Here is a 26,501-nt window from a genome sequence, read left to right as displayed (position 1 = left end):
ATACCTTTTATTTTCCAGTAAAGTATTTCACAGCTGATGCAAAGAGATGCTGGTCTTTATTTCCTGGAATATTTTGGAAGAGACCGTCTTCGAAACGTTCTGAGTGACCCATCTTACCAATAATTTGACCGTTCTTACTTGTGATACCTTCGATCGCATTAACAGAACCATTTGGATTGTATTTAGAATCCATGCTTGGTTTACCATCAAAGTCAACATATTGGGTAAAGATTTGACCATTGTCACGAAGCTCTGCAAATTCCTCAGCTGTCACGACAAACTTACCTTCACCGTGTGATACTGGGATAGCATGGATGTCACCAATTTCTACTCCCGCAAGCCATGGTGAGTTCGTGTTGGCAATACGTGTTTCCACCATCTTAGCCACGTGTTGGTTAGCATCATTGTAGAAGAGGGTTGGACTCGTGCTACTTGCATCTTCAAAGTTACCATATGGAAGAAGGCCTGATTTGACAAGAGCTTGGAATCCGTTACAGATACCGATGATCAAGCCACCACCTTCGATGAAGCTATCAATGGCTTCACGTACTTTTTCATTGAGCAAGATGTTAACGATAAATTTAGCGGATCCATCTGGTTCATCGGCTGCTGAGAATCCACCTGCAAAGAAGATAATGTTAGCTTTTTCAATATTGTCAACCATGGTGTCAACAGACTTGACAATCGCTTCTTCGTTGAGTGTTACAAATGGTACCAAGTTGACTTTGGCACCTTCTTTTTCAAAGGCCTTAGCTGAATCGTACTCAGAATTAGTACCTGGGAATACTGGGATGTAAACCACTGGTGTCTCAACTGTTTCTTTAGCTTTGATCACAGCATCTGATGCCACAGCAGGTACTTCTTCCAAATCAGTTGCTTGTGCAAATTCCGTTGGGTAAACTTCTTCCAATTCACCTTGGAAAGCATTGTCAAGTTTGTGTCCATCAAGCGTTACACCATTGACAGTAAGTGTAAAGTCAGCTACTGTTTGTCCGATCTTGGCAATCCCTGAAATTTCTTCAGGCGATGTGAAGACGAATCCACCCAATTGAGCTGTCAAGGCAGTCTCAAGATTTTCAAGGGTTACAGTGGCACCAATATGGTTACCAAATGTTGCAAGGGCAAGAGCTTCAACCACACCACCATATTTGACAGCCGATGCAGATGTGACTTTATGGTCAGCTTGGATGGCTTCAAATTGAGCAAAGTTAGATTTGATAAGATCGAAGTCAATTTCTTGTGCCAAAGCTTGACCAGGAATGTAGTAAATATTTTCACCAGCCGCTTTGAATTCTGGAGAAAGAACCTTACGGCTATCTGCAGTTGTTACCCCAAAAGCAACCAAGGTTGGGGGTACTGTCAATTCTTCAAAGGTACCAGACATCGAGTCTTTACCACCGATAGATGGCAACCCAAGTTGAATCTGAGCTTCGATTGATCCAAGGAGAGCTGCTACTGGTTGACCAAAACGCTCTGCTTGTTTATCCATACGCTCGAAGTATTCTTGATAAGAGAAACGAGCCTTAGACCAGTTGGCACCAGCAGCGACCAAACGAGCAGTTGCTTCAATGACCGCATAAGCCGCACCATGATATGGAGACCATTCTGCTACATAAGGGTTGAATCCTTGCGCCATGACAGAAGCAGTTGTAGTCACGCCATGTTGGACTGGCAATTTCTGTACAGAAGCTTCCGTTGGTGTGATTTGGTAGCGACCACCGAGTGGGTGATTGACTGTTGAACGACCAACTGAGCTATCAAAGATGGTTTGTAAACCTTTTTGACTGGTATGGTTAAGGTCAGCCAAAACTTCAAGAGTATCAGCTTCAAGGGTTTCAGCAGATGTTTGACGTTCTTCTGGAAGCTTGACATCCTTGTCAACCACCTTAGCATCTACAACCACACGTACACCGTTTGTATCAAGGAAACGACGTTCCAAATCAACGATTATTTCGCCATTCCAGTGCATGACAAGATTTGGTTTTTCAGTCACTGTAGCAACGACAACAGCATCAATATTTTCTTTATTACATGCTGCAATGAAGGCATCTACATCTTCTGGACGGACCACTACGGCCATACGTTCTTGAGATTCAGAGATAGCAATTTCTGTACCGTTCAAACCTTGGTATTTCAATGGTACTTTGTCTAGATCAATTTCAAGACCATCTGCCAATTCACCAATAGCTACACAGACACCACCGGCACCAAAGTCATTTGATTTCTTGATAAGACGTGTCACATCGCCATTACGGAAAAGACGTTGAATCTTCCGTTCTTCGATGGCATTCCCTTTTTGAACTTCAGCACCAGCTGTTTCAACAGATTCAACTGTTTGAACTTTAGATGAACCTGTCGCACCACCGACACCATCACGTCCAGTCTTACCACCGAGCAAGATAATCACATCACCTGCTTCAGGTTTTTCACGGACCACATTTTCCTTAGGAGCAGCACCGACAACGGCACCTAGCTCCATACGCTTAGCAACGAAACCTGGGTGGAAGTACTCACGAACATAAGTTGTCGCAAGACCAATTTGGTTCCCATATGAAGAATAACCATGAGCCGCTGTTTTAGAAATCACTTGTTGTGGCAATTTACCAGCGCGAGTTTCTGAAATTGGAGCTGTAATATCACCAGCACCTGAGATACGCATGGCTTGGTAAACGTAGGAACGACCTGACAATGGATCACGAATGGCACCACCGATACAAGTAGCCGCTCCACCAAATGGTTCGATTTCCGTTGGGTGGTTGTGGGTTTCATTTTTGAACATGAGAAGCCATGGTTCTTTGACACCATCGACATCTACTTCAATTTCAACAGAGCAGGCATTGATTTCATCAGACACTTCCATGTCATCCAAACGACCATTGGCACGCTCATAACGACCAAAAATAGTCGCCATATCCATCAAGGTTTGAGGTTTCTCGGTACGTCCCAACTCATCACGCATGGCAATATACTTGTCATAAGTCGTTTGCAATTGTTTTTCAAATTTAGAAGCTGAGAAGTCGATATTTTTCAACTCAGTCTCGAAAGTGGTATGACGGCAGTGGTCAGACCAGTAAGTATCCAACACCTTCAACTCAGTCTCAGTTGGCACACGTCCAATAGACTTGAAATAGTCTTGAATGAAGAGAAGGTCATCCACTTCCATGGCCAATCCTTGCTCCGCCTTATACTGTGCAAAATCTTCTGCCATATAAGTTTCAAAGAAATCCAAAGTCGGAATAGTTTTGTCGGACTCAGAGAAATCCTGTTTCGCAATGCCGACAGTGATATCTTTGAAACGAGAATCCACTGGGTTCAAAAGGTAGTTTTTGACAGCCGCCAACTCATTTGCATCAATATCCTTGTTAACCAAGTACAATTGTGCTGTGTTCACTGTTACATCATTTGAACTCCCAAGCAAAAGCAAAGCTTCTTGCGAAGATGCTGCACGTTGGTCAAATTGACCAGGCAAGCTTTCGATCGCAAAGAAAGCATACTTCTCAAGATCGGCCTTAACCGCAGCCTCGTCCAAAACAGTATCAGTCACTTGCTCAGAGAAGATATGTTTTTCCGCACGCGCAAACAAGTCCTCTGCCAAACCAAAAACATCGTAAACCTGAACAATACGAAGATCCTTCAACGTTTTCAACTGAAGATTATGCTGCAATTCTTTTACTAAAGAGTCAGATTTTACACGAAAATCAGCTTTTTTCTCAACGAAAATACGTTTATCCATTTTATTTCCTTTATTTCTATTCAAATAGGTTATCGAAGACGAAGGTTTTCCGTTTCAATCAAGTTACTTCAAGCCCTGCAATTTCTCCAACACAACCTGATATACATCCGTTAAACTGCCCAAATCTCTACGGAAAACATCCTTATCCATATGGTGCCCTTCCGCATCCCAAAGACGGCAGTTGTCTGGTGAAAATTCATCTGCCAAGATAATCTTACCGTCCTTATCAAAACCAAATTCCAATTTGAAGTCAATTAAGCGAAGACCAATTTGTGCAAACCAATCTTTCAGCAATTCATTGATACGACGCGTTTCTTCCTTTATATAAGCAATTTGCTCATCATTGGCAATATCCAAGAACTTCACATGCTCATCATTGATGAATGGATCATCCAAATCATCGTTCTTGTAGTAAAATTCAACGATTGGAGTTTTTAAGTCCAAACCTTCTTCAACGCCAAAACGTTTAGAAAAAGAACCCGCAGTCACATTACGGAGAACAACCTCCAAAGGAATAATTTTTACTTTCTTGTTGAGTTGTTCTGTATCAGAAATACGTTCGATAAAGTGAGTAGCTACACCAGCAGCATTCAATTTTTCAAAAATAAGAGACGAAATCTGATTATTCAGCACACCTTTCCCCTTAATAGTCTCTTTGCGAGCTCCATTCAGCATGGTGGCCTGGTCCTTGTAGACCGACTTAATCACATTTTCGTCTTCTGTAGTATAGATATCTTTAGCTTTTCCCGTATAAATAAGTTTACTGGACATTTTCTTGTTCGCCTTTCGTATTACTTTACATCATTCTAACATAACAAATACCAAAAATCAAATATTTCACGAACTATATTTGATACCATATTTGAAAAAGTACAGAAAAATCGCAAACGATTTTTCATTTGCGATTTTCTAATATTGATTTGAGTTAAAATGAGAACTTTATTCTTGTTTCAAAAAAACAAAATATGTATTCAAAATCACAACGTGGATATCAAGAAAATATTTTAACCTATTTTTCAATCCACTGCTTAATTCTTATAATTTCTTTTCGGTAGCGTATGTCAATCTCACCATTACTCACTATTAAAATCTAAATTGAAACAAATTACTACTAATCAATTTATCTTAATCAATTAAGGAAAAAATAAAAATTGCACTCTAAAAGTTAGATATAAAAATCTAATACTTAGAGTGCAATTCATTTACTTTGTTTTTAATTTTTAGTTATTCAAAGCTGCTGCCATTGTAGCTGCAACTTCTGCTTCAAAGTCATTTGCAGCTTTTTCGATACCTTCACCAACTTCAAAGCGAGCAAACTCAACTACTGTAGCGTTAACTGATTCAAGGTATGCTTCAACTGTCTTGCTGTCATCCATGATGTAAACTTGTGCAAGAAGTGTGTAAGCTTGGTCAACTTTAGTGTTGTCAAGCATGAAACGATCCATTTTACCAGGAATAATTTTATCCCAGATTTTTTCTGATTTACCTTCTGCAGCCAATTCAGCTTTAATATCTTCTTCAGCTTGAGCGATGACTTCATCAGTCAATTGAGCTTTAGAACCATATTTAAGGTGTGGAAGAGCTGGTTTACCAACCATTGCACGGCTTTCGTTATCTTGGTCGATAACGTGGTTCAATTGTGCCAACTCATCTTTAACAAATTGCTCATCCAATTCTTTATATGAAAGAACTGTTGGTTTCATTGCAGCGATGTGCATTGAGATTTGTTTAGCAAGCGCTTCGTCTCCACCTTCGATTACAGAGATAACACCGATACGTCCACCATTGTGTTGGTATGCTCCGAAGTGTTGTGCATCTGTTTTTTCAAGCAAAGCAAAACGACGGAATGAGATTTTTTCACCGATTGTAGCTGTTGCAGATACATATGCAGCTTCAAGAGTTTCACCTGAAGGCATTGTCAAAGCAAGTGCTTCTTCGTTGTTAGCTGGTTTACCTTCAGCGATTACTTTAGCTGTAGCATTTACCAACTCAACGAATTGAGCGTTTTTCGCAACGAAGTCAGTTTCAGCATTTACTTCAACTACTGCTGCAACGTTACCGTTAACAAATACACCAGTCAAACCTTCTGCAGCAACACGGTCTGCTTTTTTAGCTGCCTTAGCCATACCTTTTTCGCGGAGCAATTCGATCGCTTTTTCGATATCACCTTCAACTTCAACCAATGCTTTCTTAGCGTCCATAACACCAGCACCAGATTTTTCACGCAACTCTTTTACAAGTTTAGCTGTAATTTCTGCCATTTTGATTCTCCTATATTTTTTTAAAAATAGGAGAGCTGGGCTAAGCCCCGCCCTCCTAGGTAATAATTACTTATTTGAATTAAGCGTTGTCGCCTTCTACAACTTCAACGATTTCTTCGATTGAGTCTGCTTGAGCTTCTGAAGCTGCAAATTCAGCTTCAACTGCCGCTGCGTCTTCACCTTGACGACCTTCGATAACAGCGTCAGCCATTTTCGCAGTGATCAATTTAACAGCGCGGATAGCGTCATCGTTAGCTGGGATGATTACATCGATATCATCTGGATCAGTGTTTGTGTCGACCATCGCTACAACTGGGATACCCAATTTTTTAGCTTCTTTAACAGCGATTTGCTCTTTATGTGGATCAACTACGTACATTACGTCTGGGATACGAGGCATATCTTCGATACCACCCAAGAATTTTTCAAGACGTGCACGTTGTTTATTAAGAAGTGCAACTTCTTTCTTAGGAAGAACGTCGAAGATTCCTTCTTCTTCCATACGTTTGATTTCTTTCAAACGAGCGATACGTTTTTGGATAGTTCCCCAGTTAGTAAGAGTTCCACCCAACCAACGGTGGTTGATGTAGTATTGACCTGAACGTTCTGCTTCTTCTTTAACAGCGTCAGCAGCTTGTTTCTTAGTACCAACGAACAATACAACTGCATCGTTAGCTGCAGCATCACGCATAAAGTCGTATGCTTGGTCAGCGTATTTTACAGTTTGTTGCAAGTCGATAACGTGGATTCCGTTACGCTCAGTGAAGATGTACTTAGCCATCTTAGGGTTCCAGCGACGAGTTTGGTGACCAAAGTGTACACCAGCCTCAAGAAGTTGTTTCATTGAAATTACTGCCATGAGTATTTCTCCTTTTTTGTTTTTTCCTCTTCTTGATTTCAACTTGCAAAACAACCAAAAGGCAACAGTTTCACAATTCATCAAGAATGAGTATTATCGTTCACACGACAAGTTTCATTTTATCATAATTGGAGCTTTATTTCAAGTAATTTTGTTATTTTCTCCTTATTAAATTACTATTTAAAAGCTCTAAATTTAAAACATCTCAACATATACTGCTGAGATGTTCTAATAGATAATTTTTTAAAATTTAATGTAGGGGTGTTTATGCTATCTACTTCGAAGTTTCTTACGAATCTTATAAGCTAGATTAAACAAGAAATATAATGAACTAGTTGGATAGTTAAACTCACCAGCAAACTCCTCAATAGTGGGATTAAACTTAGATTTAAAATTAAATAACCCGCCTTCTAAGTTGTTTTCAATTCCACCCATATTATGAGTCTCTGCCCCACGTTCAAATGAATGTTGAGCTGTCTCAAACCATGTAGGAATAGCAGGTTGATAATGTCTAAATTCCTCATTCATTCCAGCATATAAGTTCTCAGAAGTTTTCCCAAATTCGATGGTTAAAGTTCCAGACAATGGAACGACACTGTACCCTCTATCAATATGGCTCTTAAGAAAAGAAATTTCTTCCTCTAATCGTTTTCTCTCTTGCTGATTCTCTGTTATTTTGCCTTCTTTCGTTTTATCAGTAAATTTCTGCGCTATTTTAAGATTCTTTTCGAGTTGCTGCTCAACTTCTTTCAGTCTATTAGGTAAATCTAAGTAGCTCAGTGTGATAAAAGAGTGATTAGGATAAGTAGTCAGTAACTTTTGATAATAATCTTTGCCTCGTAAACTGATATTCTTACGAGACTCTGTTTTCTTCATTAAAAATGAAAATTCATCTAATAAATCAATTCCACCGAATTTCACTTCCAATCCTTTATTCCTTGCAGTTCGGATTGCCTGTCTAGTGGACTTGGATAGTTGATCCAACGAGAAGTTCTCTTTGTGAATATTAGCTTGAAAACGTGGTTGTATATTTTCTGCCATATCCTTTGTTAAGCCTGTCCAATAAACTTTATTTTTTTTCAGTTCTTCAATAGTTTCTAAAGTCCTAGAATTTTGGACAGTTTCTTGCCCAATAAGGCCTCTACTGATAAATAAACTTGGATCAAATTTAACCATTATTGCATGGCTTTTTTTAGCAAGTTTTTTCAATGTTAAAAGCACAAATTTCAGAAGTTCTTTATCTTTATAATCAATAACTGGACCTCGTGGAATATAGAACATAGAAAGTCCTAATGGTAGTGGCTGAATTAAGATATTCGCCACTCCAACTAGTTGATCCTCTTTATAAAAGCCAACTCTTTCATTCCCCCAAGCATCCTTTATCTTGGACCAATCACTACTCTGCAATAAATTTCCTTGAGGATGATTTTGTAAAAATAAATCCCACTCTTTGACATCAACATTTGTTTTATAAGTAAACATAATTCCAGTACCAATTCCCTTTAGAAACCATTTTTTATTAACAAGCTACACTCGTACTAAATCTCTAAATTTCATCTAACTTTAACTAAATAATTATTAAGAATAGAATACAAAATAAGTTCAAGTAATTATATAATGAAATTTATTTTTCAGCACTATACAAAGGGTGAGATTAATAAAACCTCACCCTAAATTTAGTAATAATCAGTATATTAGTTTGGATAAATGTATCTTACTGTACCACGTGATGCTGTAGGATTAAACCATCCACGATAATTTCCAATTGGTTGAGTTCCACTACCATCATAGTTACACTCAGAAACTTGAATACGCGTTGTTGATTCAACAGCTGTAACAACCGCTACGTGCCCATAGCCACCATCATCCCAACAAGCAATCGCACCAACTTGTGGTGTAGAACCTGTACGGAAACCTGCTGCTGCTGCACTAGTAGCCCACTGACCACCATTACCCCAATAATCACCAGCCCATGGAGCCAAGGTCTTAGCACCCCATGTACATTGACCTGTAGGGTAACTTGAAGCATTTGAACTATAAGTTGGTCGTTGACTTACAGTAGTTACTGCAGGTGTGTAGCTTGAATCATCATCTGATGATGAAGCTGATGAAGAACTTGAAGTTGCTTGTACTTGTGCAGCAAAAGTTGTGTTGGCTGAAGCTGCAAGTGTTTGTTGTTGACTTGCTTGTTTAGCTTTATAAGCCGCCTCAGCTTCTGCTGCTGCTTTCGCTTCAGCTTCTGCTGCTGCTTTTTGTTCTAACAAAGTAACTTTTTCACTCTCTGCTGATGCTTTTTCAGCTGCAAGATTCAACTCAGCTACTTTCAATTCAGCTTGTTTTGTTGTCAAAGCTTGTGCATCGTCAGCAAGCGTTTGTTGATTCGCAATAACTGTGTTGATTGCATCATTGTTTGCAACTTGTTTTTCAGAAATAGCTTGCTTATCTTCTTTTTGTTGTTGCAACATTTTATTGTTTGCTGACACAATCTCACTCATAGCTGCTACACGAGAAATTGCTTCTGTGATTGAGTTAGAGTTAATAATTGTGTTAATGTAGCTTGTAGCAGTTCCGTTAGTTTGAGCACTACGCGCTTGATTTTCAAGTGATTCATTACGTGCTACGATATTTTTTGAAAGCTCTGCAATTTCACCTTCAAGTTTTTTAGATTCTTCTTGAAGTTTTTCGTTTTCAGATTGTAATTTTTCTTGTTCTGATTGAATAGCTGAAACTTTAGTTTGAATTTCATCTACTTGTTTTTGAGCTTCTTTCTGTTGAGCTGTCAAGTTACTAATTTTACTATCTTGAGCAGCAATTTTTTCATCTGTTGTATTGGCTTGAACACTTGAAAGAACAGCTCCTTGTGAAACTAATACTGTACTTAATAAAAGTGATGCTAGAATTTTTTTCTTCATAAGTGTAAATACTCCTTCTTTAAAAAGACAATACTAGTATATCAAAAAAAGGCCTAATAAATATTACGCCTTTATTACAGTTTTGTTTCTTTCTTATAGATATATTTTTTCAAAAATATATTGGAAAACCAACATCCATAAACAGTTCAATATCATAGTAGGCACAAGACTATAAACCATAAAAACGGATAGATTTTCAGCAGTTAGCCCGACCACCCCTGCCAACATAAAGCTACCAAACTCAAAAATGAAAGTCATCATTAAGACAGCTAGCGATCTGGTCCATCTATTTAACAAAATGACAGAGTTACTTTTATAGACAATTGCTCCAATAATCACAAAAAGGAGACTTGCTATTCCAATCAAATGGAAGAAGTAAATATCGTATACAAGTCCTAGAACCAAACAATAAGCTAAAAACAGATACTCAGATACTTCTATCGTTTCAAATAATAAGAAGATAAAGATAAAGTGGCTAACAATTTGTATATGTGGGAAAAAGCTATTTACAAGCTGCCCTAAATGGCTATCGATCAAGACAATCAAGGGTAAGAGTAAGAACATTCCTATCTGCTTAACAAGTCTCATGACGCATTCCCCACTAACTCTACAACCTTAAGATTCATTGGATCAGCGTGTAGCTTAACCATAACTTCTCTAGTTAGATAGTCAGTACTATGTGTCACTGATACGACTTCTCCTACAGGGATATCTGTAGCATTAAAGTTTCCCAAACCTCCAGTTACCACTTTGTCTCCCTGACTAATGTCGCCATTGCTATTTAATTGACTAATTTTTAGAAGATCCTTTTCCTTATCATAACCGATAATAATACCATAAATGCTACTAGAACCGTGCTGGATTTTAACGGAAATCTTCTCTGTATTCTCAGCGTTTGTCAATAAATTGACCACAGTTGAGTTGTCTTCTACTTTTTCAACACTTCCAACCAATCCTCCACCAGCAACAACAAGCATGCTTGTTGTTGCTCCTTGTTGAGAACCAATGTTAACTGTTAATTCTTGTTTCCAGGTTGATGGAGTTCTCATGATGACATCCGCAGCAATTAACTTGGTCGCATTTAATTTGGACTTCATATCTAATAACTTACGTAATTGCTCATTTTCTTCCTTCAGACTGTCTGCTTCATTCGTTTCTTTTTCCATTTGATAGAGTTCTTTTTTAAGAGTTTCATTCTCATTATAAGCTCTCGTCAAATTTCCTAAATCAGACTTTGTAGATTCTAACCATTGGAATGGCTTTTGAACAACTCTATCTATCAAAGAAATGCCATCTCCAACTTTTGTCACAACCGCACTTGATTTCGTCATCACTAAAAAAACTGAAACCACTAATACAACGACAAATAGAACAATGATATATTTTGATTTTTTAAAACGGTTCATACCTTTACCCTATCTTATTCTATACTTCACTCTAGGATTTTAACAAAAATAGAATACCGCCCAAGACACAAATAAGTAATAGAGCTACACTATCTTTATTCATCCATTTCAACTGTCGATACTGACTACGTCCATTTCCGCCTTGATACCCTCTAGCTTCCATAGCTGTAGCAAGAGAATCCGCTCTTTTCAAACTGGTAGCGAACAAAGGTATCAAAATAGGTATCATAGCCTTGACTTTTTGGATTACATTCCCTTCTCCAAAATCAACACCACGCGCCTTTTGAGCATTCATAATGCGAATCGTATCATCCATCAAGGTTGGTACAAAGCGCAAACTCATAGACAACATAAGCCCAATTTCATGAACAGGAACCTTGAATCTTTTCAAAGGTCCAAGCAAGGATTCAACTGCTGTTGCCAAACTTAGTGGCATGGTCGTCAAAGTAAGCAAGGTTGAGAAAAAGATAATCAACACAAAGCGACAAAAAATGATCCCTGCCTGTTCAATACCATGACTCGTGATTTTTATAAATCCCATCTCGAACAAGACATCTCCACCTGAGATAAAGAACAGTTGAAAAAGGGTTGTAAAAGCAATTAGAAAAAACATAGACCGCAAACCTTTTATGAAAAAGGATAAGGGAACCTCTGATAAAGCTACAAATATACCTGTTGCAACGAAAAGGATCAAGTTTGTTATTGGATTATTGGCCCAAAAAACAATCAGAATTAATAAAATCATTGCCACTAACTTACTACGAGGATCCAGACGATGAACAATCGAATTTCCTGGTATGTAACGACCTAAAATCATATTATCCATTGATGAACTCCTTAAACTCCTCTATCGTTATCGGCAATTGTTTAAAAGAAACTCCTCTGTTAGCTAGTCTTTGAGCAAATCTTGTAATTTTTGGAACACCCAATTGGATTTTTTCCATAAATTCGACATTTTGAAAGACAAGACTTGGTTTCCCACTCTTAACTAATTTCCCTTTTTCCATTACGTAAACTTGGTCAGCAAATTCTGCTACATCATCCATAAGGTGAGTCACCAAAACAATCGTGATACCATCTTGATGAAGCTTTTTAAACAAGGTCATCAACTCTTTTCGGCCAATTGGATCCAAGCCCGCGGTTGGCTCATCTAAAACCAAGATTTTAGGTTCCATTGCTAAAATCCCAGCAATAGCAACCCTTCTCATTTGTCCTCCTGAAAGTTCAAATGGACTACGTTCAAAAAGTGACTCGTCAATTCCCACTAAAGCTAGTTTTTCACGCGCGATAGCTTCTGCCTCTTCTACAGAAACTCCAAAATTTTGAGGTCCAAATGCTACATCTTTTAAGACTGTTTCCTCAAAAATTTGATTTTCAGCAAACTGAAAAACCAAGCCTACTTGTTTGCGAATTTGACGAATTTGCTTATTGACTGATGTTGATGTAATCAATGTATCAAAGACACGAACACTTCCCTCTGTAGGAACTAGCAAACCATTCAAAAGTTGAAGGATTGTAGACTTTCCGCTTCCTGTATGCCCAATAATCGCAGTATAAGAGCCATCCTCTATTGTCAAACTGACATCAGACAAGGCAACTGAGGCAAACGGCGTTCCTTCTTGATACGTATAACTAACATTGTCTAGAATAATTCCCATAAAGCCTCCTCAAGTTCCTCTTCTGTAAGATAGAACTCTGGCAAATTCAAACCACTAGTACGTAATGATTCTTTCAATTGGTTGACAAAGGGTTGATCTAAACCAATTTGATCTAAATCTGACCTAGAAAATAATTCTCTAGGAGTGCTTGTTGACTCGACTTTCCCTTTTTTCATTACTAAAACACGGTCACTCATAGCAACCTCATCTAAATCATGCGTAATAGAGATAACTGTCATCTGGTGGTCTTGGCGAATCTTCTGGACTATCTTAATCAACTCTAGTCGCCCTTCTGGATCCAACATACTTGTAGCCTCATCCAAGATTAAAATATCTGGTCGCAGAGCTACAACTCCTGCAATTGCCACTCTCTGTTTCTGACCTCCAGACAAGCGAGCTGGTTCTTTTTTTGTAAATTCCGCCATCCCAACTAATGACAGTGCTTCAGAGACTCGTTTCTTCATCTCTTCAAGTGGAATCCCTTGGTTTTCTAGGCCAAAAGCTACGTCATCTTCAACAGTTGCTCCTACGAACTGATTATCGGGATTTTGAAACACCATACCAATCTTACGTCTTTTCTCCCAGACATTTTCTGGTGTTAGGCAATCACCATCTATCCAAATTTCTCCAGATTCAGCCTCGAGTAAGCCATCAATCAAGCGAACTGTCGTTGATTTCCCACTCCCGTTGTGACCAACGATTGACAACCATTCTCCACGTTTCACGTGAAACGAAATGTTATGAACATCATAATGTTCTTGATCTGCCTGGTATCGAAATGACAGATCCTTAATTTCAATAATCGATTCCATATCTAGCGAAAGGTTCCTTTAAATAAATATGCGCTTCCCTTGAAGTAATCATAACCAGAATAAACTGTGAAGAACAAGGCAATATAAAGAGTTATCTGACCGAGCAAATTCCAATGGAATAACAAGAAGATAATCGCGAACATCTGACTAAATGTCTTGATTTTTCCTGGCATTGCTGCAGCTAAAACAGTACCTCCGGTTTCAACTAAAAGCAAGCGCAAACCAGTAACTGCAAGTTCACGACAAATGATAACAGCCACCACCCAAGCAGGAGCCATATCGAGGCCAACTAGCATAATAAAGGCCGACATTACCAATAGCTTATCCGCCATTGGATCAGCAAATTTCCCAAAATTGCTAACTACTTGCCACTTTCTAGCTAAATAACCGTCTAAATAGTCAGTGATACTTGCAATGGCAAAAATAATTGCTGCTATTTTATGTAACACAGGAGATGGGCCAAATGATAGAAGGAGAACAAAAATCGGAATAAATAAAATTCTACCAAGCGTAAGTATGTTAGGAATATTTTCTTTTTTCATATTATCCTTCCTTAGTTTGAACTCACTGTTAGTCTAATCCAACCAGTTTGACCAGTTAATTTTGCAGTGTCAATTTCTTGATTATCAATTTTAATTTTAACGCCTTTTACAACGCCTAATGTGATTGTTACCGGAGAGCCTTTAGAAATTGTTGTTTTAGCTGTTTTGTTATTTGGCTCGAGAGTAGTTCCTCCAGCTAGATCCGTATCTGATACACTTATCCAACTTGTTGCATCCGTCACAGATAATTGAAGTTCAGCAGTATCTTTAGAAGTTTTATACTCTACTGATATCACATCTCCCTGACCTGAAACAGTCACAGTTGATGCTTCACTCGAACTTGATGGACTAGTGGTTTGGTTGCTAGTTGTTGTTTCACTAGTTGTTGCATTTGTAGTAGTAGTTACAACATTATAGTTAGCTGAAGTTGTTTCTGTTGGTTGTGTTTGAATATAATTCCAAACATAATAGGTTACGAATACTAAAATTGATAAGGAGAATAAGACGAAGTAAAAAAGTGGAAGCAGGGAACGTTTCTTTCGATTAGAACGTCTACGACCTGATAATTCTATCTCATCAACATCAACTTCTTCATAGGTAATCATACTACCTGAATCATAAGCATCTAGAACTATACTTTCATCCAATTCAACTGCCCAAGCATACTTTCTCAAAAAAGAGCGAACATAAAAGGGACTAGGTAATTTATCAAAATCATCTGACTCTAAAGCTTCTAGCATATCCAGTTGAATATCTGTCTTGCGCTGCAACTCCTCTAAACTCAACCCCTGGTTTACTCTTGCTAAACGTAATACTTCACCGATTGTTTTTTTTCTCATACTTATCATTCCTTCTTTCTAGTCTCATTTTTTTCAATTATTATAGCGGAAAAATCGTAAACTCAACCATTTCACTATTATCAATAAAATGATGACCTACCTCAAGAACATCTTCTAAGGTCATTTCCTGTATAATCTTTGGCAAATCAAACAAGGTTGATTCATCAACGTTCGACTGATATTGAGTCGCAATAAATTCTAAAGAATTCAGATTATGGATAAACTCTCCATAAATTTCACTTTTTATTAAATCAAGATGCTCCTCTGACACATCCGGATCAGTTACAAAATTTTTTATTGCCTTTCGAAATTGGTGTGAAATGGCAACAGGTTCTTTTGTATCCATTGTCAGCATCAAAAAATTAAAACGATGATTGATTTCAACCTCCATAGATAATGAAGAATCTAGTTTCCCAGTTTCATACAAACTTTGAAATCTTTTTGAGGTCCATCCAAACATCATCGAAAACAAGGCCTTCAACAAAACACCGTATCGATAGCAGTCTTTACTCTCCATCTCAGCATTTGTTCGAACTCCAATAGCTAATTTAGGAGAAGCCACATCCATACGAATACTCTCAACCTTCTTTACAGGGTGTAAAGCAATTGTTTCTCGTGGATTTTGAACTATACAAACTCCAACATCCTTTTGCAAGAAATAATTCTGTATCAACTCTAAATCAAAATTTCCAACGAGAAAAATATGGCTATTGACAGGTGTGTAAAATTCATCAAAATTATCTCGTAAATCCTCTAAACGAATATCTTCTATCGAATTTTCAGTACCAACAATATCCGAAGCTAAAGGACTTTCTGGATAAAGATTTGCAAGAGTTTTAAAGAACAAGCAAGAATCAGGATCATCCTGATACATTTCGCGCTCTTGTTGAATGATGTCCTTTTCTCGTTCAATAGATTCTTCAGTAACGTTAAAGCAAGTAACAAGCTCGTCAAGCAAGTCTAAACACTCAGCGACATTGTCAGAGGTTGAAAAAAGATAACTTGTATTTGTAAAGCTTGTAAAGGCGTTACTATCTGCACCTAATTTGGTAAATGCAGCCATGATATCTTCAGAATTTTCTCTTTCAAAAAGTTTATGTTCTAAAAAATGAGCAATCCCACTAGGATATTCTTCCTTTTTACCATTTCTAGCTGTAAACTTTGTATCAACTGAACCAACTTGGACAGTGGCTACCCCGTAAACTTCGTTAAAGTCATTTTTCGGAAGTAAAGTAACTGTCAAGCCGTTTTTTAATGTTGCTTGATAAAGAGTTTCCTTTACAGCAGGATAAAATTTCTCTTGAAAAGTAACTCTAGTCATTCTGCTCCTTCCGTAAAATAGATTGCCTGCAATTTTAGACTAGATGCAGCTTTACAAATCGCATCCTTGTCAACTTGTTCTAGTTTTTCTATCAAAGTCTCTAGGTCTAAAACTGACTTACCAAAAAAGATAGTTAAGTATTCTCTATCTATAATCGAGTCTTGATTATCTTGACTTAACAACATATTTCTGCGAATCATTTCCTTAGTCTGATTGATTTCAGCATCTGCAAATCGACCATTTTTGATATCGAATAATTGATCATTCATCAGTTTCCGCACTCGATTTCGGTCTTGATGGTTAATACCAGCAAAGAGTCGCAAAAAACCACTAAAAAGATCTAAATGACTAGATACTGTATAAGCCAAGCTTTCCTTTTCCCTTACTTGAGTAAACAGTTTAGAATGTGGAAAAGCCCCAAGTAGACCATTTACAAGAAGTAAAGCCATTTTTTGATCATCCCCATAACCAATCGTGCTATGGTAACCCATCTCTAAAATGGACTGACCTAGGTTTCTCCTGATAATTCCTTCTCTAAGAACATTTGAATACTCTTGCCGATATTGAATGTTTACAGTTTCTTTACGACCTGTCAACTTATATTTCTTCAGGTTTTCTAGAACTTCAATTTCATTAAAGGCTCCTAAAAAGAATAAATCAATCCTATCTTCTTTCAGCATTTTTTGAAAACTTGAATAGCAAGATTTAGAAGTCTCTTCGGAAATTCTGGCAATCAAATCTTTAGGAACTAACTGCATTGATTCATCTTGGAAAAACAACTGGTCTAATTCTTTATGTGCAAAGAAGAAAGGATCTTCTAATTCTGATTCCAGTCTAGCTAACAATTGTTTTTTCTCAATTTCAAAAGTATTTTTATCAAATCCATCCTCATCCAACAAAGGATTAAATAAAACTTGATGCAATAATTCTAAAATCTGCGCAGTCAATACGTTTTTCTTACTTAAAAATTCATCTCGAACATATGTCAAACTCACGTCTACTAAATGACTTTGACCTCTTCGATATACATGAGTTGACAAATCTGCTCCATACAATGCTGCCAGATGTTTTCTAAGAACCTGGGCAGTTGGATAGCCTTTATTAGCAGTTTCAAGCATACTGGCACTTAGCATGCGACCAGAGATTAAATCCAGAGATAATGGAGCTGTGAAACGCATGGTTATTTTATTTGTCTTAAACTTTTTAGATTGGATAAAATGCACTGCAATTCCTGGGAATAGCTCCATCTTTTACCTCCTTTTACATAGAGTTCTATTATACCATGAAAATGAAAATTTTTCTTGTTCTCTTTGACTTTTTTGAAATTAAAATCGTTTTTACTCAACGGGTTTCTTCTCCACTATTTTAAGCAAAATATGGTATAATACCAAAGATTGAGGTGAACTATGGAATACAAATTATTTGAAGAATTTATTACTCTCCAAGCTCTTTTGAAAGATCTTGGAATCATCCAAAGTGGAGGTGCTATTAAATCTTTTTTAGCGGACCATCTTGTATATTTTAATGGAGAATTAGAAAATCGTCGAGGCAAAAAAATTAGAGTCGGAGATTCTATTGAAATCCCTGATTTAAAAACTCAAATTATTCTAGTTCAACCAAATCCTGAAGAACTTGAGGAATTTAAACAAGATAAAATCGAGAAAGAGCGTGTAGCTAAACTTGTTAAAGAAATGAATAAAAAGGTTCAAAAAAAGCCAGACAAAAAGAACCAGCCACCAAAAGTAAAAAGTGCACCACGTTTCCCAGGTAGGTAAATATGTGGCTGAAAAACTTATGCATTAAACAATTTCGTAACTATCGTAATACAGAAATTGATTTTAACCCAAAATTAAACGTATTTGTTGGCCGGAATGCTCAAGGAAAAACAAATCTTCTTGAAAGTATTTATTTTTTAGCTCTAACAAGAAGTCACAGAACAAAGACCGACAAAAATTTAATTCAATTTGAAGAAGAGCAACTACAAGTCTCTGGAATCTTGCAGAAAAAAACGGCAACTATACCACTTGAAATAGACCTCACACAAAAAGGTCGAATTACAAAAGTAAACCATTTAAAGCAAGCTCGTCTTTCTGATTATATCGGACATATGAACGTTGTCTTATTTGCTCCAGAAGATTTACAACTTGTCAAAGGTGCTCCGGCCATTCGTCGTAAATTCATTGACATGGAGTTAGGCCAAATCAAACCAATTTACTTGTCAGACCTGTCAAGTTATAACCACATCCTTAAACAGAGAAATAGCTATCTAAAATCTACACAAAATATTGATGACACTTTTTTATCTGTCCTTGATGACCAACTTGTAGAGTACGGATGTCGTGTAATGATTCATAGGGATGACTTCATACAAAAAATGGAACTCTTTGGAAAGAGGAAACACTTTGATATCTCAGACCAGTTAGAAGAGCTGTCAATTTGTTATCAACCTTCTGTAAACTTCGTTGACAAAGAACTTTTATCTGATTCTTTCCGTATAGCACTTCAAAAAAGTAGATCCAGAGATTTATTTAAGAAGAATACGGGAGTTGGACCTCATCGGGATGATATGACTTTCTTAATCAATGGAATAGACGCAAATTTTGGTAGTCAAGGACAGCATCGTAGTCTAGTTCTTTCTATAAAACTTGCTGAAATCGAATTGATGGAGAGCATTACTAAAGAATCTCCAATTCTTTTACTTGATGATGTTATGAGTGAGCTTGACAATACCCGTCAACTTAAATTGTTAGAAACGATTTCTCATAACATCCAAACCTTTATTACAACTACTAGTTTAGACCATCTTCAAAACTTACCTGATACTCTCAGTGTATTTACAGTAAACAACGGTCAAATAGTTGTAAATTGAAGTTTACAGTTTTGTCAAAACAAAAAAATCTCCTGTTTAACAGGAGATTTTTTGTTTACATTGAGTAATTTGGTGCTTCATTAGTGATTTGCACATCATGTGGATGGCTTTCTTTTAGACCAGCACCAGACATTTCGATAAATTGAGCATTGTCATGCAATTCTTTAAGGTTAGCTGCACCACAATAACCCATACCAGAACGAATACCACCAACCATTTGGAAGACGATATCAGCTGCTGCTCCTTTATAAGCAACACGTCCTTCAATTCCTTCTGGAACGAGTTTGTTTGCTTCATTAACAGAACCTTGGAAGTAACGGTCGCTTGAACCTTTCTTCATTGCGGCAATTGAACCCATACCACGATAAGTCTTGAACTTACGTCCTTGGAAGATTTCAGTTTCCCCTGGAGCTTCATCTGTTCCTGCAAACATTGATCCAAGCATTACTGCATTTCCACCAGCAGCAAGAGCCTTAACAATATCTCCAGAATACTTGATTCCACCATCAGCAATGATTGTTTTGCCATATTCACGCGCCACTGCTGCAGCATCGTAAATAGCTGTAACTTGAGGAACTCCAACACCTGCGATTACTCGAGTTGTACAGATTGAACCTGGTCCAATACCAACTTTAACAACGTCAACACCCGCATCATAAAGGGCACGTGCACCTTCAGCCGTCGCAATATTCCCAGCAATTAGTGTACGATCTGGGAAGTGAGCACGAATCTCAGCGATTTTGCGAAGAACACCTGCTGAGTGACCGTGAGCAGTATCGATAACAATGGCATCCGCACCTGCTTCAAAAAGTGCTTCTGCACGTTCAAATGTATCTGAAGTAACCCCTACAGCACCCGCAACAAGGAGACGACCAAATTCATCTTTAGCTGCGTTTGGAAACTCAATTACTTTTTCAATATCTTTAATAGTAATCAAACCAGAAAGACGACCATCTTCGTCAACCAAAGGAAGTTTTTCAATACGGTGTTCTTGAAGAATACTTTCAGCTGTTTCAAGATCTGTTCCAACAGGAGCAGTAACGAGGTTTTCGCTGGTCATATGGTTTGAGATTGGTTGATTGTAATCTGAAATAAAACGAAGGTCTCGGTTTGTTAAAATACCAACCAATTTACGATTTTCAAGTGTTTCAACTACTGGAACACCACTGATACGGTAACGACCCATGAGTTCATCTGCTTCAGCAATGGTATGTTCTGGAGTCAAGAAGAATGGATCAATGATAACACCATTTTCAGAACGTTTTACCTTACGAACTTCATCTGCCTGTTGCTCAATAGACATATTTTTATGGATAACTCCAAGTCCACCTGCACGCGCAATAGCAATCGCCATTTGGCTCTCTGTTACAGTGTCCATCGCAGCGGTAATAATTGGGATATTTAAAGTCAAATTATCTGCCAATTTTGTAGTTAAATCCGCATCATTAGGCAACACATGACTCTCTGCCGGAATAAGCAATACATCATCAAAGGTAAAACCTTTTTTCAAAAATTTAGTGTCCCAATTAGACATTGAAGTTCCCTCTTTTCTTTCTTTTTGAGCTTAACGCTTTTTGTATTGTATCTATCATACCATTCTATGAAAATTTGTCAATTAAATTTATAAGAGAACATATAAAAAAACTATCCCTCTTATTTTAAAGAAGAAATAGTTTTATAGTTCATATTTTATCTATTAATGAAAGTAATTAAGACCCATTGCAGCTTTTACTTCTGATAAGGTCTGACCAGCAACTTCACGAGCTTTTTCACTACCTTTTTGAAGCATATTATAAACCTCACCCATGTCTTTGGCATATTCAAGGCGTCGTTCGCGAATAGGAGCAAGCTCTCTTTCCAAAATTTCAAGGAGGTAACGCTTAGTCTTAACGTCCCCAAGACCCCCACGTTGGTAGTGTTCTTTCATTTCAGCAATTTCTTGAGCATCCTCTGGACGTCCAAATACATCTAAATAATGGAAAACCATATTTCCTTCAATCTTACCTGGATCCTCGACACGAATGTGATCTGGATCTGTATACATACTCATCACTTTTTTTCGTAAAGTATCAGCATCGTCTGCTAGGTAAATACCATTATTGAGTGATTTCGACATTTTCGCATTTCCATCAAGTCCTGGTAGACGTCCTGCACCTTCATGCTCAGGGTAAATTCCTTCTGGTTCTACTAAAACATCACAGTTATAGGCATGATTGAAAGAACGTACAATTTCACGTGTTTGTTCAATCATCGGTTTTTGATCATTCCCTACTGGAACCAAGTTTGCTTTAAAGGCTGTAATATCCGCTGCTTGTGAAATAGGATACACCAAGAATCCAGTTGGAATGCTTTCTCCAAAACCTTTCTGTGAAATTTCTGTTTTTACAGTTGGATTTCGTTCCAAACGAGCTAATGAAACTAGGTTCATGTAATACATAGATAGCTCTGCCAATTCTGGAATCTGACTTTGAATAAAAATTGTTGATTTATTAGGATCTAATCCCACTGCAAGATAGTCCAAGGCAACATTCCCAATTGATTCTACAATTGTTTGAGGATCTTTTGCATGGTCAGTTAAGGCTTGCTGGTCAGCTAAAAAAACAAACATGTCATATTTATTTTCTTCTTGTAGTAAGACACGATTTTTCAAGCTACCAACGTAGTGCCCAATATGTAATTTCCCCGTTGGACGATCTCCTGTTAAAATAATGGGTTTACTCATAATATTCTCCTTTGATATGGTCCTTTCAATTATAGCATTTTTTTGATAAAAAGACAGATAATTTTTTCAATCAAACAATAGTTTTCTAGCCATATATCCGTAAAGAAACTGTCAACTTACTTTACAAAAAATTGACAAATAAAAATTTGAATATTTACTAATTTTCTAGTAGAATTAGAGTATTACATATAATAGGAGAAAAACATTGCTAACAGTATCTGATGTTTCACTACGTTTTAGTGATCGCAAACTTTTTGATGATGTCAACATTAAATTTACAGAAGGAAACACCTATGGTTTGATTGGTGCTAATGGTGCCGGAAAATCAACCTTTTTGAAAATTTTAGCTGGTGATATTGAACCAACAACTGGTCATGTCTCTCTAGGACCAGACGAACGTCTTTCAGTTCTTCGTCAAAATCACTTTGACTATGAGGACGAACGTGTTATTGATGTTGTCATCATGGGAAATGAAAAACTTTACAACATCATGAAAGAAAAAGACGCCATTTATATGAAGGAAGATTTTTCAGATGAAGATGGCGTTCGTGCTGCTGAACTTGAAGGAGAATTTGCTGAACTAGGTGGTTGGGAAGCTGAGAGTGAAGCTTCACAACTTTTACAAAATTTGAATATCCCAGAAGAACTTCATTATCAAAATATGAGTGAACTTGCAAATGGTGACAAAGTGAAAGTACTCCTTGCTAAAGCTCTATTTGGTAAACCAGATGTCCTTCTTTTGGATGAGCCTACCAACGGTCTTGATATCCAATCTATTGCTTGGTTAGAAGATTTCTTAATTGACTTTGATAACACCGTTATTGTCGTATCTCATGACCGTCACTTCTTGAACAAAGTATGTACACACATGGCCGACCTTGACTTTGGAAAAATCAAACTCTACGTAGGTAACTACGATTTCTGGAAAGAATCCTCTGAACTAGCTGCTAAATTACAAGCTGACCGTAATGCAAAAGCAGAAGAAAAGATCAAACAACTTCAAGAATTCGTTGCTCGATTCTCTGCCAATGCTTCTAAATCAAGACAAGCAACTTCACGTAAGAAAATGCTTGACAAGATTGAACTTGAAGAAATTGTACCTTCTAGCCGTAAATATCCATTTATCAACTTTAAAGCTGAACGAGAAATTGGTAATGATCTATTGACAGTCGAAAATCTATCTGTCAAGATTGATGGTGAAACTATTCTTGACAACATCAGCTTCATCTTGCGTCCAGGTGATAAGACAGCTCTTATTGGGCAAAACGACATCCAAACAACTGCCTTGATTCGTGCGATTATGGGTGATATCGACTATGAAGGAACTGTCAAGTGGGGAGTTACAACTAGTCGCTCTTACTTACCAAAAGACAATTCTGCTGATTTTGCAGGTGGCGAGTCGATTCTTGACTGGCTCCGTCAATTTGCAAGTAAAGAAGAAGATGACAATACCTTCCTTCGTGGATTCCTCGGACGCATGCTCTTTTCTGGAGACGAGGTTAACAAGCCTGTAAACGTCTTGTCAGGGGGGGAAAAGGTGCGCGTGATGCTTTCAAAACTCATGCTTTTGAAATCAAATGTCCTTGTACTTGATGATCCTACTAACCACTTAGATTTAGAATCTATCTCAAGTCTGAACGATGGATTGAAAAACTTCAAAGAATCTATCATCTTTGCCAGTCACGACCATGAGTTTATTCAAACTTTGGCTAATCATATTATTGTCTTGTCTAAAAATGGCGTCATCGACCGTATCGATGAAACCTACGATGAATTCCTTGAAAATGAAGAAGTTCAAGCAAAAGTCAAAGAACTTTGGAAAGATTAAGTATAACTTTAAAAAAACTCAGTTGGTTAAACCAACTGAGTTTTTTTATTAATTACTTGTAAATCATTCATTGTTTCACGTGAAACTTTATTAATCTTCGTCCATTTTTTTAGGTTGATAAGCTAGCATACCTAATCCTATGAATAGAACTAAAGTTACGAGAAGGAAAATTATCTGACTATGAATATTCCCTGTCATAGAAATCGTTTGTCTCAATCCTGAAACTGAATAACTCATTGGCAACCAAGGATTAACAGCTCTAAAGAAATCATTTGTCAAAGCAAGTGGATAAGTTCCTGCACTTGATGCTAATTGCAATAATAGCAAAATAAGTGAGAAGAAAGCACCTAATCGACTATTCCATGTTGTTAATGCCGTCACCATAGACATAAATGTTAAACTTGCGATAATAATTAAGAATAAAGTTCTCATTTCATGATTTGCAGTTAAACCAATAAGATGAACGCCACCATAGACTAAGACAGCGGCTAAAACAGCTATAACTCCATTTATCTCAAAGCGAGATTTGAACCAAGCCCAGCGAGTTTCAGGATGACGACCTGAAGGTAATTTAGCAAAAATCATATTTGTTGATAATGCAGCAACAAAAAGTGCAACTGATATCATGTAAGGAGCCATTGCAATCCCATTTACAGGAACCTGATCATTATCTGTCTTTGAAAGACTTAAGGGTTCCGCTAATGTTTCTGCATTTTTTGACTCTGTTGATGCTGATTTTAATTGATTGCTTGCGTTACTTAATCCTTGTCCTAGGTCAGTAGTTCCTATTTGTAAACTTTCAATACCAGCAGTTAACTTTGTTCCACCTTCTGCAAGTTTCCCAGATCCATCTGCCAATTTATTAGCTCCATTCTCTAATTGAGAAGCACCTGAAAGTAACTGACTGGATTTGTCTGCTAATTGACCAGATCCTGATTGTAATTTATCAACTCCTGCCATTAATTCTTGACTCTTTTGATTCAATTGGTTAGAGCCAGTTGATAATTTTTCAATACCAGATACTAATTCTGGAGTTTTTTCAACTAATTGACCAACTCCCGCTGTCAAGCTAGAAGATTTTTGTGTCAAGGTAGTTGAGCCTGAAACTAGTTGATCCAAACTACCTGTCAAGGTGGAATTTTTTTCACTTAGTTGACTTGCGCCCTGAGAAATTTTATCAACACCTGCAGTATATGCATTTACACCTGATGCAATCGACTGACTAGCAGGAACTAATTTACTCGTCACTGCTCCCTGCATTTCTGTTAATCCACTTGACAATCCTGTCAAAGAAGTAGAAGCAAGCGGTAATACTTGATTGGCTTGATTTTGTAATGTCGAAAGATTTGAAGATTGATTTTGTAAGTTTTCTAAACTTCCCTGTAAACCTTGTACTAAAGCTATAATTGACTGAGCCGATTGAATACTATCAGTCGAATTTTGAGATACAGAAGCGCTTATCTCAGCTTGTTGCTCACTTGTCAATGATTGATAAGCTGCTGTCGATTGAATATTGGCTAATGTAGTTGCTTTTTCAGACTGAGCACTTGCTAGCATTTGATTAGAAAGAGAAACTATACTTGATAAAACAGAAGATAATTGTTTTGTATCTCCAACATCAATATTTTGAATGGCTTGATTTAACTGATTTAGACCAGAAGATAATTGATTAATTTGATCTTTTTGCTCAGACGAAGTATCTAACTTGCTAGAAAGTTGTTGAATCCCTTCACTTAATTGCTCCACACCCATTCGAAGTGTAGCTGATTGACTAGATAACTGATTTGCACCTGTTGCAAGATTTCCCACTCCATTTGTATAGGCACTAACACCAGATGAAAATTGATTAAGACCAGTATTGAGCTGAGAAACACCGCCAGTATAGGCCTCTACACCAGTATATAATTGATTGATTCCTCCTACTAATTCAGGACTTTTAGAAGCTAATTGACCTAATCCGCTATCTAATTTACTTACTGCACCAGTATATGTAACTAAACCACTATTAAAAGTCCCTAAGCCAAGATGAAGTTGTTCAACACCAGAAACATAAGAGGATAATCCTTTAGTAAACTGCTCCGTTCCATTTGAAAATGTTAAACTTGAATCTGCTAAAGAGTGTAGGTTAGTAGTCAATGTCTGACTTCCTACAGCTAACTGACTGGCCCCGTTAGCCAATTGTTCACTTCCATCGGCTGCCTTCGTTAAACCGGATTTTAAATCACCCATCTTTTGAAATAAAGCTTTCGTGTAAGTCTCAGTTACACTGGCAGAAACATTTTGTTTTAACTGTGTCATAGCAGAATCACTCATCTTACTTGCAATGAAGCTATGCCCACTAGAAGTTTGATAGTCAATGTTCATTTGTTCTGGGTGATCTGTTAAAATAGAAGCAGCCTTTTCAGACAAATCACTTGGCAAAGTCACTACCATATAGTAATCGCCATTCTCTAGTCCTTTTTTTCCTTCTTCCTCATTTACAAAATGAAAATCCAAGGATTTATTATTTTCTAAATTAGACACCATGTCTTTTCCGATAGCCATTGTATTTCCATTGTAAGTCGCTTCCTTATCATTATTTACAACCGCTACAGGCAACTCTGATAATTGACCATATGGGTCCCACATGGATGATAAAAATATGATATTGTATAAAGCTGGAATAAGAGAAATCCCTATCATTACAATGATAAAGGTTGGTTTTTTAAAAATTGCTTTCCATTCTTTAAACATATTGTC

Annotated in this window: 21 protein-coding genes; 3 read left to right on the top strand and 18 right to left on the bottom strand. The window is 37.3% G+C overall.

What is annotated here, in order from left to right; genetic code table 11:
- Positions 1 to 7 precede the first annotated feature (7 nt).
- The 15 genes from ACTO1Y_RS06510 to yfmF all read right to left on the bottom strand — a co-directional run bounded on the left by ACTO1Y_RS06510 (position 8) and on the right by yfmF (position 17,590).
- Positions 8 to 3,733 carry a phosphoribosylformylglycinamidine synthase gene (locus ACTO1Y_RS06510; RefSeq protein WP_441348704.1) on the bottom strand — a complete coding sequence of 1,242 codons (3,726 nt, stop codon included), beginning with the start codon at positions 3,731 to 3,733 and terminating at the stop codon, positions 8 to 10.
- 63 nt (positions 3,734 to 3,796) lie between these two features.
- On the bottom strand, positions 3,797 to 4,504 hold the full coding sequence (gene purC / locus ACTO1Y_RS06505) for a phosphoribosylaminoimidazolesuccinocarboxamide synthase (protein WP_441348703.1): 708 nt from the start codon (positions 4,502 to 4,504) through the stop codon (positions 3,797 to 3,799).
- A 449-nt stretch (positions 4,505 to 4,953) separates the two neighbouring features.
- Positions 4,954 to 5,994, bottom strand: coding sequence for a translation elongation factor Ts (gene tsf / locus ACTO1Y_RS06500; RefSeq protein WP_441348702.1), 1,041 nt, complete (start codon positions 5,992 to 5,994; stop codon positions 4,954 to 4,956).
- A gap of 79 nt (positions 5,995 to 6,073) precedes the next feature.
- Positions 6,074 to 6,853, bottom strand: a complete 780-nt coding sequence (gene rpsB, locus ACTO1Y_RS06495; protein ID WP_006150920.1) for a 30S ribosomal protein S2 — start codon at positions 6,851 to 6,853, stop codon at positions 6,074 to 6,076.
- A 270-nt stretch (positions 6,854 to 7,123) separates the two neighbouring features.
- The gene (locus ACTO1Y_RS06490; protein WP_441348701.1) at positions 7,124 to 8,335 is read right to left on the bottom strand and encodes an aminoacyltransferase; all 1,212 of its coding nucleotides are present in this window, start codon (positions 8,333 to 8,335) and stop codon (positions 7,124 to 7,126) included.
- A gap of 212 nt (positions 8,336 to 8,547) precedes the next feature.
- Positions 8,548 to 9,765 carry a peptidoglycan hydrolase PcsB gene (gene pcsB, locus ACTO1Y_RS06485; protein WP_441348700.1) on the bottom strand — a complete coding sequence of 406 codons (1,218 nt, stop codon included), beginning with the start codon at positions 9,763 to 9,765 and terminating at the stop codon, positions 8,548 to 8,550.
- A 93-nt stretch (positions 9,766 to 9,858) separates the two neighbouring features.
- Positions 9,859 to 10,353: a rod shape-determining protein MreD gene (mreD, locus tag ACTO1Y_RS06480; RefSeq protein ID WP_441348699.1), complete on the bottom strand. Its 495-nt coding sequence runs from the start codon at positions 10,351 to 10,353 to the stop codon at positions 9,859 to 9,861.
- Positions 10,350 to 11,171: a rod shape-determining protein MreC gene (mreC, locus tag ACTO1Y_RS06475; protein WP_441348698.1), complete on the bottom strand. Its 822-nt coding sequence runs from the start codon at positions 11,169 to 11,171 to the stop codon at positions 10,350 to 10,352. The genes mreD and mreC overlap by 4 nt, the downstream gene beginning before the upstream one ends.
- Positions 11,172 to 11,202: 31 nt before the next feature.
- Positions 11,203 to 11,997 carry an energy-coupling factor transporter transmembrane component T family protein gene (locus ACTO1Y_RS06470; protein ID WP_441348697.1) on the bottom strand — a complete coding sequence of 265 codons (795 nt, stop codon included), beginning with the start codon at positions 11,995 to 11,997 and terminating at the stop codon, positions 11,203 to 11,205.
- Complete coding sequence (locus tag ACTO1Y_RS06465; protein WP_441348696.1) at positions 11,990 to 12,829, bottom strand: energy-coupling factor transporter ATPase; 840 nt, start codon at positions 12,827 to 12,829, stop codon at positions 11,990 to 11,992. The genes ACTO1Y_RS06470 and ACTO1Y_RS06465 overlap by 8 nt, the downstream gene beginning before the upstream one ends.
- On the bottom strand, positions 12,814 to 13,641 hold the full coding sequence (locus tag ACTO1Y_RS06460) for an energy-coupling factor ABC transporter ATP-binding protein (protein WP_235083577.1): 828 nt from the start codon (positions 13,639 to 13,641) through the stop codon (positions 12,814 to 12,816). Before ACTO1Y_RS06460 ends, ACTO1Y_RS06465 begins: the two co-directional genes overlap by 16 nt.
- A 2-nt stretch (positions 13,642 to 13,643) precedes the next feature.
- Positions 13,644 to 14,183 (bottom strand): CDP-diacylglycerol--glycerol-3-phosphate 3-phosphatidyltransferase, encoded by a 540-nt coding sequence (gene pgsA / locus ACTO1Y_RS06455; RefSeq protein ID WP_006150908.1) that lies wholly within the window; start codon positions 14,181 to 14,183, stop codon positions 13,644 to 13,646.
- 11 nt (positions 14,184 to 14,194) lie between these two features.
- Complete coding sequence (rodZ, locus tag ACTO1Y_RS06450; protein WP_235083578.1) at positions 14,195 to 15,022, bottom strand: cytoskeleton protein RodZ; 828 nt, start codon at positions 15,020 to 15,022, stop codon at positions 14,195 to 14,197.
- Between the two features lie 40 nt (positions 15,023 to 15,062).
- Positions 15,063 to 16,343 (bottom strand): EF-P 5-aminopentanol modification-associated protein YfmH, encoded by a 1,281-nt coding sequence (yfmH, locus tag ACTO1Y_RS06445; protein WP_441348695.1) that lies wholly within the window; start codon positions 16,341 to 16,343, stop codon positions 15,063 to 15,065.
- A complete protein-coding gene (gene yfmF, locus ACTO1Y_RS06440; protein ID WP_441348694.1) occupies positions 16,340 to 17,590 on the bottom strand; it encodes an EF-P 5-aminopentanol modification-associated protein YfmF in 1,251 nt (416 codons plus the stop codon). The genes yfmH and yfmF overlap by 4 nt, the downstream gene beginning before the upstream one ends.
- A 159-nt stretch (positions 17,591 to 17,749) precedes the next feature.
- On the opposite strand from yfmF, the gene yaaA reads away from it, so the two are divergent.
- Positions 17,750 to 18,118 (top strand): S4 domain-containing protein YaaA, encoded by a 369-nt coding sequence (gene yaaA / locus ACTO1Y_RS06435; RefSeq protein ID WP_235083580.1) that lies wholly within the window; start codon positions 17,750 to 17,752, stop codon positions 18,116 to 18,118.
- Positions 18,119 to 18,120: 2 nt separating this feature from the next.
- Positions 18,121 to 19,212: a DNA replication/repair protein RecF gene (gene recF / locus ACTO1Y_RS06430; protein ID WP_441348693.1), complete on the top strand. Its 1,092-nt coding sequence runs from the start codon at positions 18,121 to 18,123 to the stop codon at positions 19,210 to 19,212.
- A gap of 55 nt (positions 19,213 to 19,267) precedes the next feature.
- On the opposite strand, the gene guaB is transcribed toward recF, so the two are convergent.
- Both guaB and trpS read right to left on the bottom strand, forming a co-directional pair.
- Complete coding sequence (gene guaB, locus ACTO1Y_RS06425; RefSeq protein WP_441348692.1) at positions 19,268 to 20,746, bottom strand: IMP dehydrogenase; 1,479 nt, start codon at positions 20,744 to 20,746, stop codon at positions 19,268 to 19,270.
- Positions 20,747 to 20,908: 162 nt separating this feature from the next.
- Entirely contained in the window at positions 20,909 to 21,934 is a 1,026-nt protein-coding gene (trpS, locus tag ACTO1Y_RS06420; protein ID WP_441348691.1) for a tryptophan--tRNA ligase, read from the bottom strand.
- A gap of 205 nt (positions 21,935 to 22,139) precedes the next feature.
- Between trpS and ACTO1Y_RS06415 the strand changes: the two genes are divergently transcribed.
- Positions 22,140 to 23,762 (top strand): ATP-binding cassette domain-containing protein, encoded by a 1,623-nt coding sequence (locus ACTO1Y_RS06415; RefSeq protein ID WP_441348690.1) that lies wholly within the window; start codon positions 22,140 to 22,142, stop codon positions 23,760 to 23,762.
- 90 nt (positions 23,763 to 23,852) lie between these two features.
- Here ACTO1Y_RS06415 and ACTO1Y_RS06410 read toward each other — a convergent pair whose 3' ends face one another.
- Entirely contained in the window at positions 23,853 to 26,495 is a 2,643-nt protein-coding gene (locus ACTO1Y_RS06410; RefSeq protein WP_441348689.1) for a YhgE/Pip family protein, read from the bottom strand.
- Between the last annotated feature and the right edge of the window lie 6 nt (positions 26,496 to 26,501).

The organism is Streptococcus sp. V728, from assembly GCF_052077995.1.
GTDB classification, from domain to species: Bacteria; Bacillota; Bacilli; order Lactobacillales; family Streptococcaceae; genus Streptococcus; species Streptococcus infantis_B.
The sequence above is the reverse complement of the archived record's forward strand: the minus strand, read 5'-3'. Positions and strand labels throughout refer to the sequence as shown.

What these genes read in the sequence shown, in the direction of transcription:
- ACTO1Y_RS06410 (WP_441348689.1), bottom strand. Translation starts at nt 26,495, where the DNA reads ATGTTTAAAGAATGGAAAGCAATTTTTAAAAAACCAACCTTTATCATT.
- guaB (WP_441348692.1), bottom strand. Translation starts at nt 20,746, where the DNA reads ATGTCTAATTGGGACACTAAATTTTTGAAAAAAGGTTTTACCTTTGAT.
- recF (WP_441348693.1), top strand. Translation starts at nt 18,121, where the DNA reads ATGTGGCTGAAAAACTTATGCATTAAACAATTTCGTAACTATCGTAAT.
- tsf (WP_441348702.1), bottom strand. Translation starts at nt 5,994, where the DNA reads ATGGCAGAAATTACAGCTAAACTTGTAAAAGAGTTGCGTGAAAAATCT.
- pgsA (WP_006150908.1), bottom strand. Translation starts at nt 14,183, where the DNA reads ATGAAAAAAGAAAATATTCCTAACATACTTACGCTTGGTAGAATTTTA.
- rodZ (WP_235083578.1), bottom strand. Translation starts at nt 15,022, where the DNA reads ATGAGAAAAAAAACAATCGGTGAAGTATTACGTTTAGCAAGAGTAAAC.
- pcsB (WP_441348700.1), bottom strand. Translation starts at nt 9,765, where the DNA reads ATGAAGAAAAAAATTCTAGCATCACTTTTATTAAGTACAGTATTAGTT.
- ACTO1Y_RS06510 (WP_441348704.1), bottom strand. Translation starts at nt 3,733, where the DNA reads ATGGATAAACGTATTTTCGTTGAGAAAAAAGCTGATTTTCGTGTAAAA.
- ACTO1Y_RS06465 (WP_441348696.1), bottom strand. Translation starts at nt 12,829, where the DNA reads ATGGGAATTATTCTAGACAATGTTAGTTATACGTATCAAGAAGGAACG.
- purC (WP_441348703.1), bottom strand. Translation starts at nt 4,504, where the DNA reads ATGTCCAGTAAACTTATTTATACGGGAAAAGCTAAAGATATCTATACT.
- ACTO1Y_RS06460 (WP_235083577.1), bottom strand. Translation starts at nt 13,641, where the DNA reads ATGGAATCGATTATTGAAATTAAGGATCTGTCATTTCGATACCAGGCA.
- rpsB (WP_006150920.1), bottom strand. Translation starts at nt 6,853, where the DNA reads ATGGCAGTAATTTCAATGAAACAACTTCTTGAGGCTGGTGTACACTTT.
- yfmH (WP_441348695.1), bottom strand. Translation starts at nt 16,343, where the DNA reads ATGACTAGAGTTACTTTTCAAGAGAAATTTTATCCTGCTGTAAAGGAA.
- yfmF (WP_441348694.1), bottom strand. Translation starts at nt 17,590, where the DNA reads ATGGAGCTATTCCCAGGAATTGCAGTGCATTTTATCCAATCTAAAAAG.
- mreC (WP_441348698.1), bottom strand. Translation starts at nt 11,171, where the DNA reads ATGAACCGTTTTAAAAAATCAAAATATATCATTGTTCTATTTGTCGTT.
- ACTO1Y_RS06470 (WP_441348697.1), bottom strand. Translation starts at nt 11,997, where the DNA reads ATGGATAATATGATTTTAGGTCGTTACATACCAGGAAATTCGATTGTT.
- trpS (WP_441348691.1), bottom strand. Translation starts at nt 21,934, where the DNA reads ATGAGTAAACCCATTATTTTAACAGGAGATCGTCCAACGGGGAAATTA.
- mreD (WP_441348699.1), bottom strand. Translation starts at nt 10,353, where the DNA reads ATGAGACTTGTTAAGCAGATAGGAATGTTCTTACTCTTACCCTTGATT.
- ACTO1Y_RS06490 (WP_441348701.1), bottom strand. Translation starts at nt 8,335, where the DNA reads ATGTTTACTTATAAAACAAATGTTGATGTCAAAGAGTGGGATTTATTT.
- yaaA (WP_235083580.1), top strand. Translation starts at nt 17,750, where the DNA reads ATGGAATACAAATTATTTGAAGAATTTATTACTCTCCAAGCTCTTTTG.